We start from the raw sequence: 12681 nt of genomic DNA, 5'->3' as shown, positions 1-12681 counted from the left end.
CGGCCAACGCGCGGACGGTTTGAGCAGCATCGAGTCGAGCTCCGCAGCAGGCCTGGCGCTTGGTCGCGCCACGCCGGTCCTTGCGGAGGCCAGCATCCCCGACGGGCGCCGGGTGAACGAGTTCGCCGCGACCCGCCTCGTCGCAGGCGGGCTCGGGCTCGCCTGCCTGTCGCCGTATCTCGCCTGGCGCGGCACCTCGTCCGCGGTGGATGCGGTGCTGGCCCTGGGCCTCGTGGCGCCGCTCGGGGCCGCCTATCTTGCCGCGCAGACGCGCCGGCTCGATCTCGCCTACGCGGTTGCGGCCGCCGGCATCGCCGCGCTCGTCTCCTGCGTCTTCTCCGGCGGCGGGGCGCTCGCCTGGCCTGCCGCGATCTGGCTCGCCGCCCAGCCGCTCGAGGCGCTCGCGGCCGGCGAGCGGCGCAACGCGCTGGCGGCCGGCCTCGTCTCGGCTCTCGCCTGCCTTCTGCTCGCCGGCGGCGCCGGAGCCGCGCTCTCGGTCCAGCCGCAGGCCGCGCCGGCGGGCATCGCGCTGCTCTTTCTGATCGCCGGGACCATGCTGGAAGGCGGGCTGCGCTTCGTGCGCCCGGCCCCGGACGCGGCTCCTGCGCCGGTCGAGGCCGGTGAGGAGGAATCCCGCCTGCGCGAGGCGCTGGGCGATCTCGTCACCTTCCACGACCGGCAAGGCGACGTGGTGAGCGCCTCGGGGGCCGCGATGGCCCTGACCCGCCGGCCCGCGCCCGCCCTGCTCGGCACCGGCCTGTTCGCGCAGGTCCATATCCCGGATCGTCCGGCCTATCTGAAGGCGCTGAGCGACGCGGCCTCGGGGCTCGGCCCGGTCACGACGCAGTTCCGCCTCGTGGTCACGCCCGAGCGCGGCCCCGCGCGGCTCGTCTGGGTGGAGATGCGGGCGCATGCGGCCAAGCGCGCCGAGGACCGGGCGCCCGTCGTCGCCGTGACCCGGGACGCCTCGGCGGACCGGACCCATGCCGAGGAACTGGAAGCGGCGCGGCTCGAGGCCGTCCAGGCGGCCGAGATGAAGGGCCGCTTCCTGGCGACGGTCAGCCACGAGCTCAGGACGCCCCTCAACGCGATCATCGGCTTCTCCGAGCTCCTCTCGGCCGACCACCCCTTCGTGATGGCCGAGGAGCGGCGGAAGGAATACGCCACGATCATCAAGAACTCCGGCCACCACCTGCTCGAGGTGGTGAACACGCTCCTCGACATGTCGAAGATCGAATCGGGGAATTTCAGCGTGGCGCCGGAGCCGTTCAACCTGGGCGAGTTGGCGAATGGCTGCTGCGATCTCATGGCGCTCAAGGCCCAGGAGGGGCAGGTGCGGCTCGAGCGGCAGATCGCACCCGACCTGCCGGAGCTCGTCGCCGACCGTCGCGCCTGCCGGCAGATCCTGATCAACCTCCTGTCGAACGCCGTGAAGTTCACGCCTGCCGGCGGCGCGGTGACCCTGTCCGTCCGGCGCGACGGCGACCGCGTCGTGCTCTCGGTCGCCGATGACGGGATCGGCATCCGCGAGGCCGATCTGCCGCGCCTCGGCGATCCCTTCTTCCAGGCGGGCGACCTGCATCGCCGGCCGCACGAGGGAACCGGGCTCGGCCTCTCGGTGGTGCGCGGCCTCGTGGGCCTGCACCATGGGACGATGGCGATCGAGAGCGGGCCCGGCGCCGGAACGGTGGTCACCATCACGCTCCCGCTTGCCGGACAGGTCGAGACGCGCCAGATCCGTCCGGTCGCCGTGCAGACGACGGCCCGCATCCCGGCCCGGCCGGCCGAGAGGAGAAGCGCGTGAGACAGGACCGAGGGAGGATGGGGCAGGGAAGGGCGGCTGCGCGACAGCCCGGGCCCGGACCGTCCCGCCTCGGCCGCGTTCTCGCCCCCGCGCTGCGCTTCGTCGGGAATCGCCCGGGGCTCGTGCTGGCCGCGACCGCCATCCTGGGCACCACCGGCGCGGTCGGATGGAATGCGCTCCATCAGGCGAACCGCCATCCGGCGCCGCTCTTCAAGCCGAAGCCCGCCGTCCAGGCCGAGGCGCCGCGCCGTGCCGAAGCCGCTCCGGCGGCTGCACCCGCTGCGGTGCCAATGCCCGTGCCGCGGCCCGATCCCGCGACCGTCGGCTCGCTCGCCGCGGCACCTGCGGCGTCGTCCGTTCCGGCCGTGAAGGTGGCGGCTCCGGGGGCCGATCCGATCGGCAACCTCATCCGCGGCGGCGAGCCGGGCGCGCCGCGCCCGGCCGAGGCGAAACCGGATCCGCGCGTGATCTCGGTGCAGAAGGCCCTCGCCAAGCTCGGCTACGGCCCGCTCAAGGCCGACGGCTATCTCGGTGCGACGACGCGCCAGGCGCTGGAACGCTTCGAGCGCGACAACAAGCTGCCCGTCACGGGCGGCCTCGGCATCCGCACCACCCGCCAGCTCGCGGCCGCCTCCGGCACGCAGATCGAATAGGCGCGGCCGCCCGCGTGAGCCGCATCCGCTCCGATTTCTGGGTCTCGGCGCATCTGAGGCGCTGCGCCCTGGAGGGCGTGGATGCGGTGCTGCGCCGCCGCGGCGCCGACGAGGCGGGCTCCATTTTCATTTCGGTCGACCGGCTCGACGGCCGCGCCGACCTGCTCGGTCCCGCGCCGCAGGTCTGGGTGCCGGACGGCGAGGTCGACCGCCTGTTCGCGGTCGTCCTCTCCGAGCGCCCGCCGCTCGAGATCGAGGAGCGGATGCGGCGCGAGATCAGGTTCGATCCGGACCTGTGGTGGATCGGGATCGATGACCGGCAGGGGCGCTCGCTCGTGACGCCGGTGACGGGCGAGCCCGCTCCGTAACGGCGCCGGGCGCACCCTCGGCCTTCCTGCCGCGCGGATCGGCGGCGCCGGTCGCGCGGGCGGGCTTTCGGGGCAGCTCCCTGGCCGCGAGAAGCTGCCACGCTGCCGCACGCGATGTCGTGCGGCAGACCTGGCGCAGCCGGAACACGGCCGGGACGGAAGCCGAGATGCGCGGATCGGCCGTGAGCAGCACGCGCATGCAATCCTCGATCGCGAGCCCCGCCGCGACGAGCGCAAGCCCGAACAGCTCCGCTTCTGCCGGATCGTCGAGGTTCCAGGGCGGGGCCTCGCCGAGCCCGAGCGCCCGCGCAAGCTCGCCGAAGAGCTCCGGCAGGTCCGCCTTGGCGGCCGCCCGGAGGATGCGGGCGCGGCGCCAGGCCGAGAGGGCGGGCAGGTTCGGCGCGGAGGCGGCGGCCGCGCGCTCCAGCTCCTCGCGGATGCGGTCGCGCTCGGCCCTGTCGCGCACGAAGCGGAAGAGCGCGCCCCGTTCCCAGGCCGAGAGGTCCGGCCTGGCGAGCAGCGCATCGGCCAGCGCCCGGTCGGCGGCGGCCCGCGCGACCAGCTCGCGCCGCCCATGCGCGTCGATGGCCGCGTTCCGGTTCCGGGCGAGCGCGAGATCGATCGCCGGATCGCCGAGTGCCAGCAGATCGGCGCTCTCCGCCTGGCTCAGCGTTGCCGCCGCCGCGCGCTCGCGCGGATCGGGCTCGGACCGGGCCCGGCGCCGCGCGGCCAGAAGGTCGATCACGCGCGCGGGCGCCTCGGGCACCCGCTGCAGCATGGCGGAGACATCCGCGATCACGTCATCGGGGACGAGCGGGATCAGGCCCAGCGCCAGCGCCTCGTAGGTCGCGACCGCGCGGCGGTCGCGCAGCGCGGCCGCCACGAACTCGCGTGTGTGGAGCTTGAGCAGGACCGGGCGGAGCTCGCGGTCGCCGTTGCGCGCGAGCATCGCGAGGCCCGCGAGGTCGGGAGGTGGAAAGCTCGACATCTACGGTTCGGCGGCGCGCGAGATTTATAGCTTCGGCAACCTTACCGAGCCCCTAACCATCGCGTGCGTGCCCACACCGGCTTGCCTCTGGAAACCGGTCATTAACCATAAGGGCCGTCAATCGAGGGCGTGAGACTCGGGGGAGGGCGGGATGCCGCACCCACAGACGATTTCGGTAGCGGAGGTGATCGCGTTTCCGCCGCTCTCGGCGCGCGCGAAGCGGGCGGCACTGCGCGAGGATTCCGAGCGCGGCACGGTCCTGCTCTTCACGGGCGTGCGCTACGAGCGCCTGCGGACGCAGGACGAGAAAGAGGGCGGCGAGGAGCGTCCGTCCCGGCGCGACGACGAGATCTGGTCCTGAGCCGGAGCGAGCGGCGCCCATGAGGCACCGCATCTCCGTCCGTCCCGCGCTCGCCGCGCTGTCCGCGCTGCTCCTCGGGGCCTGCGTCGAGCGAGGCGATTTCGGCCGCGTGAAGCGCAACTCGGCCTGGAACGACATGCTGGAGGCGACGGGCTCCGTCGCGGCGGCAGGGCGGGGCGAGCCGGTTTCGCCCTACGACCACACCGACGACGAGCGCGAGCTGCGCGACCGGGCCTGGCGCTTCCTCGTCCCGGCGCATGATCTCGCCTGGTTCGAGCGCGCGCTCGGGGAGCTCGCGGCCAAGCGCATCCTGCCGCCGGACGCCGGGGCGGGCGACCCGGCCGCCTATTTCGGCGCCCTCCAGCGGGACGGTGCGCTCTCGCCCGCCTCGCGCTACCGCCGCCTGTCGGAGGATGCGGCCGCCGATGCCCGTCTGCTGCCGAAGCTCGCCGATGTCGCGGCCCGGGTCTTCGCGGCGGACGGCGTGCGCATGAAGACGCTGGGCTATGCCGGCCGCGTCTCCGCCGCCGACATCGCCCAAGCCGAGGCGAGGGTGGCCGAGAACCGCTGCCTCGTGGCCTGGGTGGCCTGGGGTCTCGACCGCCGCCTGGCGGAATACCGCTACGCGCTCGAGCATCTCGTGATCGAGACGCCGCAGGCCCAGGCGGTGCCGGCCGAGCGCTCCGTCGCCTTCCTCGAGGCGCAGCGGCCGGCGCTCGCCCGCCTCGGGGTCCCGCCGCTCGCGAGCGCGGATTGCGCCGGCCGGGGCAGGGTCCCGGCAGCCGTCGCGGTCGAGTCAGCCCCTTCGCCGCCTGCTCTCGTCCGCAAGGGCTGAGGCGCGCCGCGATCCCGCCCATTTCGGGCGCTACGAGCCCGGCTCCGTTCCCCCGACAAGCCGTCCGATGAAATTCCCGCCCGACGCGGCAGACGAACCCTTCTGGCGCACCAAGCGCCTCGAGGAGATGAGCGAGGCAGAGTGGGAGAGCCTCTGCGACGGCTGCGGCCGCTGCTGCCTCGTCAAGCTGGAGGACGAGGATTCGGGCGAGATCCACTACACCGATGTCGGCTGCACGCTGCTCGACGGGACGAGCTGCCGCTGCCGCTCCTATGCGAACCGGCAGGAGATCGTGCCCGATTGCGTGCGCCTGACGCCCGGCACCGTGCGGGGGCTCCGGTGGCTCCCGACCACCTGCGCATACCGGCTCCTCGCCGAGGGGCGCGACCTCTATTGGTGGCACCCCCTCGTCTCGGGCGACCCCGAAACCCCGCATCTGGCGGGCGTCACGGTCCGCGACCGGCTCGCCGGCCCGGAGGAGGATTTCGAGGAGGAGGAGCTCTTCGAGCAGATCGTCGAATGGCCGGCCGAGGCGCCGGTGGAACCGCTCTCGGGCATGGTCCGCCGGAACGGGCCGCGGTTCGGCTAGGCCGTCAGCAAGCCTCCATCCTTCGAGCCCAGCTTGACGGGCGCATGCGCGCCGGCGCCGGAGCGGGCCGGAACTGACTGCCGTACGCCACGTTTCCCCGTCGTGACGCGCCCGACCGCGGGCGCCGGGAATTCATCCGACATCAAGGGAGACGGGCGATGGGCCTCTTCACGTCACCGATCAAGACGTTCGACGATCTCTATCTGCATACGCTTCAGGATATCTATTACGCCGAGCAGCAGATCACGAAGGGCCTGACCGAGATGATCGGCAAGGCCGAGAACGCCTCGCTGAAACAGGCCTTCCAGAAGCATCTCGGCGAGACCGAGCAGCAGATCAAGCGGCTCGAGGACGCCTTCAACATCCTGGGCGAGAAGGCCAAGGGCGCGACCTGCCCGGCCATCGACGGCATCATCAAGGAGGCCCGCGAGATCATCTCCGACTGCGACGACCACGAGGTGCGCGACGCCGCCATGCTGGCCGCCGCCCAGGCGGTCGAGCATTACGAGATCACCCGCTACGGCACGCTGATCTCCTGGTCCAACCAGCTCGGCCGCAAGGACATCGCCGCCATCCTGGAGAAGAACCTCGCCGAGGAGAAGGCGACGGACGAGAAGCTGACCAAGCTCGGCGAGAGCCGCATCAACAAGCAGGCGGCCTAACGGGCCGTGGCATTCGAGAAGGAGGGCGGCGGCCGGAAGGCCGCCGTTTTCTTATGTCCGCGCCGAGATTTTGCCCCGTTAACTACGATCAATTTCTCGTGAAACTGAGCGAAGTCCTGCGCGTTGCTCCCGGCGTGACAAGCTTGGCCGTTGGGCAGGAGGTCGACCGATGACAGTCGGAACAATTCTTCTCATCATCCTGATTCTGCTGCTCATCGGAGCCATCCCGAGCTGGCCCCATTCCCGCAGCTGGGGCTACTACCCGTCGGGCGGCATCGGCCTGATCCTGATCATCGTGCTGATCCTGCTCCTGATGGGAAGGCTCTGACGCACGGCTCGGCTCCGGCCGGAGAGGCGCCTCGGCTCATGCCGGGTCGCCCGTCGCCGTCTGAACGGCCGGCCGAATCCGTCCGGGTTCTTACCGCCTAGCTCGGACGCGCCCGAAGCTACCCCCAAAGCGCCGACCGCGACGCGTCGGATCCATGCGACGGAGCGGCCATCGTCGACGCGCTCCGGCGCGATGCGCCTCGACCCTGGGGGCGCGACATGGCTACCGTCACGAGCTTCGATCTGAACGGCTCCGGTGCCGGGCTCAACGAGAGCCGAAGCCTGCAGGAGGGCGCGTCCGCGATCCTCCTCGCCCCGAGCGCGACGCTCAGCGCGACCGGCAACTTCAATGCGCAGTCGCTCCGGCTCTCCGGCCTCCTCCCCGAGGCGGTGATCGGCTTTTCGAGCGGCGTCAGCCTGTCCGGCACCAGCCTGCGGGTCGGCGGCGTCGCGATCGGCTCGGTCACGGGCGGCCGGGACGGCGTCGACCTCGTGGTCGCGTTCAACAGCAACGCGACCGCGAGCCGGGTTCAGACCGTGCTGCGGAACCTGACATATTCTGACGTGAGCGACACGCCGACCCCGAGCCAGACGATCACCTTCGATCTCGCCGGCACGGTTCGCACCGACGCGATCACGGTCACGCCCGTCAACGATCCACCGGCGCTGGACCTCAACGGCGCGGCCTCGGGCACGGGCTCCTCGGCCGCCTTCGTCGAGAACAGGTCCGTTCTCGTCTCGCCGAATGCCACGCTGGCGGATCCGGACAGCGGCAGCCTCGTCTCGCTCACGGCGACGCTTCTCGCCCGGCCGGACGGCAACGTGCTCGAGCGCCTCGCCCTCGACGCGACGGCGGCGAGCGCCGCGGCGGCCGCGGGGCTCGCCGTCACCTACACGGCCTCGACCGGCGCGCTCAGCATCGCGGGCGGCGCCTCGGTCGCCACCTACCAGGCCGTCCTGCGCGGCATCCTCTATGAGAACGCAAGCGACCAGCCGTCCACGGCGGCCAGGACGATCCGGGTCGCGGCGAGCGACGGAACCGCCGCCAGCCTCACGCGAGATGCGAGCGTCGCGATCACGCGCGTCAACGACGCCCCGACCGTCGACCTCAACGGCGCTGCTGCCGGCACGAGCGTCGGGCTGTCCTACCGGACGGGCGACGCCGTGACCAAGATCGCGCCGGCCGCCGCCGTCGCCGATGTCGATTCGGCGAATTTCGGCGGCGGCTCGCTGCGCGTGAGCTTCGTGGAGAACGGTTCTGCCGGCGACCAGCTTCGGATCGTGACGGACGGGACGGTCACGCTGGCGAATGGCGGGACCACGGTGCGGGTCGGCGGCACGAGCATAGGGACCGTCGCGGGCGGAACCAACGGCGCGGATCTCGTCATCAGCCTCAATACGAGCGCCACGCCCGCAGCCGTCCAGACGCTTCTGCAGCATATCGGCTACGCGGCCAGCACGGGCAGCCCGACCCTGCCGCGCCAGATCGCGTTCACGCTGAACGACGGCGACGGCACGGCGAATGGCGGCCAGGCCGTCGCGAGCGCGACCGCGACGATCCAGCTCACGGCCGGCCAGGGCAACGTGGCGCCGACCCTGACGGGCGACCTCCGGGCGACGATCGCCAACGGCACGACCTACCAGTTCACGACGAGCGACTTCTTCTACACCGATCCGGATGACGGCCCGGCCGGGATCACCTTCGGGGTGAGCAACCTCGATAACGGCTACGTTCTCCGGAACGGCTCGGCGGTCTCCTCCTTCACGGCCGAGCAGCTCGCGGCGGGCCAGATCACCTTCTGGCACGACGGGACGGAGCCCGTCGGCAGCTTCCGGATCTTCGTCGAGGACGGGAACGAGGACGGCTCGGCCCCCGTGCCGCAGACCTTCGTGTTCGACGTGACGACAGGGCAGGTGAACGCCCCGCCGAGCCTCACGGGCGATCTGGCCGCGACGGTCGCGAGTGGCGGCACCTATGTGCTGAGCCAGGCCGACCTGTTCTATTCCGATCCCGACGACACGGCGGCCGGCGTCTCCTTCGCGGTCGCGGCGGTCACGGGCGGCAGCCTCCTGGTGGGCGGCGCTCCGGCGGCGAGCTTCACGCCGCAGCAGCTTTCCGCCGGCCAGGTGGCGTTCCGGCATGACGGCACATCCTCCGCGCCGTCCTTCTCCGTCTCGGTCGAGGACGGGAACGAGGACGGCTCGGCGCCGGTCTCACGGAATTTCGTGCTCAGCGTGGCCGCCGGCCAGGGCAACGTGGCGCCGACCCTGACGGGGGACCTCCGGGCGACGATCGCCAACGGCACGACCTACCAGTTCACGACGAGCGACTTCTTCTACACCGATCCGGATGACGGCCCGGCCGGGATCACCTTCGGGGTGAGCAACCTCGATAACGGCTACGTTCTCCGGAACGGGTCGGCGGTCTCCTCCTTCACGGCCGAGCAGCTCGCGGCGGGCCAGATCACCTTTTGGCACGACGGGACGGAGCCCGTCGGCAGCTTCCGGATCTTCGTCGAGGACGGGAACGAGGACGGCTCGGCCCCCGTGCCGCAGACCTTTGTGTTCGACATGACGACGGGGCAGGTGAACGCCCCGCCGAGCCTCACGGGCGATCTGGCCGCGACGGTCGCGAGCGGCGGCACCTATGTGCTGAGCCAGGCCGACCTGTTCTATTCCGATCCCGACGACACGGCGGCCAGCATCTCCTTCGCGGTCGCGGCGGTCACGGGCGGCAGCCTCCTGGTGGGCGGCGCTCCGGCGGCGAGCTTCACGCCGCAGCAGCTTTCCGCCGGCCAGGTGGCGTTCCGGCACGACGGCACATCCTCCGCGCCGTCCTTCTCCGTCTCGGTCGAGGACGGGAACGAGGACGGCTCCGTGCCCGTACCACAGACCTTCGTGTTCACCGTAGGTAGCGGTGGCGGGTCGACCCTCGACCTCTCCGGTGCTTCGCGCGGCGTCACGGCCGATCTCGGCGCGGCCCAATGGTCCCTCGCCACGAAGGTGATGGCCCTCGGCGACTCGATCACCAACGGCGACTCGCCGCCCGGGCAGGACGAGCACGGCTATCGGGGCTTCTTCTACAACAACGTCCTTGCGGCAGGGCGCCTCGTCGACATGGTCGGGCCGAACAGCAACGGCCAGGTGCCCGACCCCCATCACGCGGGCTATCCGGGGGAGACCGGGGACGACATCCAGGCCATCCTCCCGGGCCTGCTCGCCACCTACGCCCCGAGCGCCATCCTCCTCATGGCCGGCACAAACGACATCTTCTACAAGACCAATCCGCAGAACGCCGTCCGGGCCGAGATCGCCGGCATGCTGGACCATGTCGCGCAGGCGAGCCCGGCGACGCATGTCTATGTCTCGACCCTGATCCCGCTGGCGGGCTACGACGCGCAGGTCGCGAACGTGAACGCGGCGATCCGGAGCGTCGTCGCGGACGCGATCGGGCGCGGGCAGAACGTGAGCCTCGTCGAGATGCCGAGCGTCACGCTTTCCGACCTGTTCGACGGCATCCATCCGACGGATACGGGCTACCGCGAGATGGCCGGTTACTGGACGGCGGCCTTCCTGGCGAATCCGCCCGCGTCCGGTGCGGCGAACGCGATCGGTCCCGCCGTCACGGCGATCACCGGGAGCGCCCACAACGACCTCCTGGTCGGCGACGGCCGGGCGAACCAGATCGCGGGCGGCGCGGGCGTCGACTGGATCCGCGGCGAGGGCGGAGCCGACCTCCTGACGGGAGGAGCCGGCCGGGACGTGTTCGTGTTCGGGCCGGGTTTCGGCCAGGATACGGTGTCGGATTTCAGCCGGGGCGAGGACGTCCTCGACTTCCGGGCCCTCGCCCTGAATGTCGGCGACTTCGCATCCTGGCGCCAGGCCCATGTCGCGGCCTCGGGAACGGACGCCGTGGTGACGATCGAGGCCGGCCAATCCGTGACGCTCACGGGTGTGAACGCCGCCGCGCTCCAGGCGAGCGACTTCTGGTTCGTGTAGCGTTCTATGAAAATAGTCCTTGACACCCGGACGCTGCCCGGGTAGAGAAGACCCACGCTGACGAATTGCGCCGGGACATCGGCCTTCGTTGCGATGCCCTTCCGGCGAGCTCGCGAAAGCGGCCGGGGGCCGACACCCGACAATCTGAACCCGAGCGCGGGCGGAGGATCTCCGGCCGCGCTTCCGCTTGGGGAGCGTTCCATGACGCGCGCCTTCGGGCCGGCCATGATCGAGAAGATCCGCCTCGGCTATGCCGACCTCGATACCCCGCTGGACGAGACGGCGGCCAAGCTCGGCGTCCACCGCGGCACGATCGTCCGTCTCGCGCAGAGATGCGGCTGGCCGAAACGGCGCGAGGCTTCCGCCGCGCTCCGCCGGCCGCCGGCGAAGACCGACGAGGCCGACGAGCTCGATCCCTCCGGGCAGCTCGCGCGGTTGAACCGGATTTCGGCCCGGACCATCGCCGGCCTGGATGCGGAACTGTCCGCCGGCGAGACCAAGGATCCCGAGCGCACCGCCCGTGCGCTCGCCACCCATGTCCGCACGCTCGGGAGCCTGAAGAAGCTGCAGGCCGAGCGCTCTCAGGAGCCCGAAGCCGATGACGAACCTCCCCCGCGCACGCTCGCCGAGCTGCGCGACGAGCTTCGCCGGCACCTTGAAAGGATATGCGAGGAAGAAGAGGACGATTGCGATCCGGACCTTCGTGGAGACGCTGAACCGGGCTGAGGCGGAGGGGATGCTCGCGCATTGGCCGTTTCTCTGCCGAAAGGCCCAGCGCCCGCCGGAGACCTGGGGCGATCCGCTGGCCTGGACCGCCTGGCTGGTCCTCGGCGGCCGGGGCGCGGGCAAGACCCGGACCGGGGCCGAGTGGGTGCGCGGCATCGTCCGGGGCGATCCAGGCTTCGCCGAGCCGCCGACCGGCCGCATCGCCCTCGTCGGCGAGACCTTCGCGGCCGTGCGCGACGTGATGATCGAGGGGCCGGCCGGGATACTGGCGGTGTACGACAGGCGCGGGGAGGCCCGCCCCGCTTGGCTACCGGCCCTGCGCCGCCTCCAATGGCCGAGCGGCGCGGTCGCGCATGCCTTCTCGTCCGAGGACCCGGACAGCCTGCGCGGGCCGCAATTCGAAGCGGCCTGGTGCGACGAGCTCGCCAAGTGGCGCTATCCGACCGAGACCTGGGACATGCTGCAATTCGGGCTGCGGCTCGGGCCGGCACCGCGCGAGATCGTGACGACGACGCCGCGGCCGATCCCGCTCTTGAAGCGGCTGCTCGACGACCGGCGGGTCGTCGTGAGCCGGTCGCGGACGGCCGACAATGCCGAGAACCTCGCGCCCGCCTTTCTCGACGCGATCGTCGGCCGCTATGCCGGGACGCGGCTCGGGCGCCAGGAACTCGACGGGGAACTCGTGGAGGAGCGCGAGGACGCGCTCTGGTCGCGCGACCGGATCGAGGCCGCGCGCACCGAGGCGGCGCCGCCGCTGGCCCGGGTCGTGGTGGCGGTCGATCCGCCGGCCTCCTCCGGGGCGCGGGCGGATGCCTGCGGGATCGTGGTGGCGGGCGTGGACGCGGCCGGGACCGGCTATGTGCTCGCCGATGCGAGCCTGGAGGCCGCGCGCCCGACCGAGTGGGCGGAGCGGGCGGTCGCCGCCTATCGGCGCTGAAGCGCCGACGCGCTGGTCGCGGAGGCGAACCAGGGCGGCGAGATGGTCCGCGCGGTGCTGGCGCAGGTCGATCCCGCCGTGCCGGTGACGACCGTCCACGCGACGCGCGGGAAATACCTGCGCGCCGAGCCCGTCGCGGTGCTCTACGAGCAGGGCAGGGTGCGCCATCTCGGCGCCTTCCCGGAGCTCGAGGACGAGCTCTGCGATTTCGGCCCCGGCGGCCTGTCCTCCGGCCGTTCGCCCGACCGGCTCGACGCGCTCGTCTGGGCCCTCACGCACCTGATGCTGACCCGCGCGGAGCCGCGGGTAAGGATGTTGTGAGGGGGACCGCCCGCAAAAGCTTCGCCTCCGCGCTCGTCTGGCGGCTCCGTAGGACACGGGCGCGCCTGACGAATCGGTCCACGTCACCCTCACCCGCCTCCGGGCTCTGCC

At 71.8% G+C, this 12681-nt stretch carries 11 protein-coding genes and 1 pseudogene; 11 read left to right on the top strand and 1 reads right to left on the bottom strand.

What is annotated here, in order from left to right; translation table 11 throughout:
• Positions 1–19 precede the first annotated feature (19 nt).
• The 3 genes from HJG44_RS09760 to HJG44_RS09750 are packed head-to-tail and all read left to right on the top strand — an operon-like array spanning position 20 to position 2825.
• A complete protein-coding gene (locus HJG44_RS09760) occupies positions 20–1804 on the top strand; it encodes a sensor histidine kinase (RefSeq protein WP_171218119.1) in 1785 nt (594 codons plus the stop codon).
• Positions 1801–2457 carry a peptidoglycan-binding protein gene (locus HJG44_RS24195; RefSeq protein WP_171218118.1) on the top strand — a complete coding sequence of 219 codons (657 nt, stop codon included), beginning with the start codon at positions 1801–1803 and terminating at the stop codon, positions 2455–2457. Before HJG44_RS09760 ends, HJG44_RS24195 begins: the two co-directional genes overlap by 4 nt.
• Before the next feature lie 14 nt (positions 2458–2471).
• On the top strand, positions 2472–2825 hold the full coding sequence (locus tag HJG44_RS09750; protein WP_171218117.1) for a DUF1491 family protein: 354 nt from the start codon (positions 2472–2474) through the stop codon (positions 2823–2825).
• Here the strand turns inward: HJG44_RS09750 and HJG44_RS09745 are convergent.
• Positions 2734–3813, bottom strand: coding sequence for a hypothetical protein (locus HJG44_RS09745; protein ID WP_171218116.1), 1080 nt, complete (start codon positions 3811–3813; stop codon positions 2734–2736). The two genes, HJG44_RS09750 and HJG44_RS09745, sit on opposite strands and share 92 nt — an antisense overlap.
• Before the next feature lie 151 nt (positions 3814–3964).
• Here HJG44_RS09745 and HJG44_RS09740 point away from each other — a divergent pair, with 151 nt between their 5' ends.
• The 8 genes and pseudogenes from HJG44_RS09740 to HJG44_RS09710 all read left to right on the top strand — a co-directional run bounded on the left by HJG44_RS09740 (position 3965) and on the right by HJG44_RS09710 (position 12570).
• On the top strand, positions 3965–4174 hold the full coding sequence (locus tag HJG44_RS09740; RefSeq protein ID WP_171218115.1) for a hypothetical protein: 210 nt from the start codon (positions 3965–3967) through the stop codon (positions 4172–4174).
• Positions 4175–4193: 19 nt separating this feature from the next.
• The gene (locus HJG44_RS09735; protein WP_246736122.1) at positions 4194–5009 is read left to right on the top strand and encodes a hypothetical protein; all 816 of its coding nucleotides are present in this window, start codon (positions 4194–4196) and stop codon (positions 5007–5009) included.
• A gap of 67 nt (positions 5010–5076) precedes the next feature.
• The gene (locus tag HJG44_RS09730; protein ID WP_171218114.1) at positions 5077–5598 is read left to right on the top strand and encodes a YcgN family cysteine cluster protein; all 522 of its coding nucleotides are present in this window, start codon (positions 5077–5079) and stop codon (positions 5596–5598) included.
• Between the two features lie 158 nt (positions 5599–5756).
• Positions 5757–6260, top strand: a complete 504-nt coding sequence (locus HJG44_RS09725) for a YciE/YciF ferroxidase family protein (protein ID WP_171218113.1) — start codon at positions 5757–5759, stop codon at positions 6258–6260.
• Between the two features lie 169 nt (positions 6261–6429).
• Entirely contained in the window at positions 6430–6588 is a 159-nt protein-coding gene (locus HJG44_RS09720; protein ID WP_171218112.1) for a DUF3309 family protein, read from the top strand.
• Between the two features lie 218 nt (positions 6589–6806).
• Positions 6807–10586 (top strand): cadherin-like domain-containing protein, encoded by a 3780-nt coding sequence (locus HJG44_RS09715; protein WP_171218111.1) that lies wholly within the window; start codon positions 6807–6809, stop codon positions 10584–10586.
• A 201-nt stretch (positions 10587–10787) separates the two neighbouring features.
• Positions 10788–11312 carry a hypothetical protein gene (locus HJG44_RS23650; protein ID WP_246736121.1) on the top strand — a complete coding sequence of 175 codons (525 nt, stop codon included), beginning with the start codon at positions 10788–10790 and terminating at the stop codon, positions 11310–11312.
• A 10-nt stretch (positions 11313–11322) separates the two neighbouring features.
• Positions 11323–12570, top strand: a pseudogene (locus HJG44_RS09710) (DNA-packaging protein).
• Positions 12571–12681: the final 111 nt, after the last annotated feature.

Source organism: Enterovirga aerilata, assembly GCF_013044135.1.
GTDB classification, from domain to species: Bacteria; Pseudomonadota; Alphaproteobacteria; order Rhizobiales; family Beijerinckiaceae; genus Enterovirga; species Enterovirga aerilata.
This window is presented reverse-complemented; position numbering and strand designations above follow the sequence as displayed.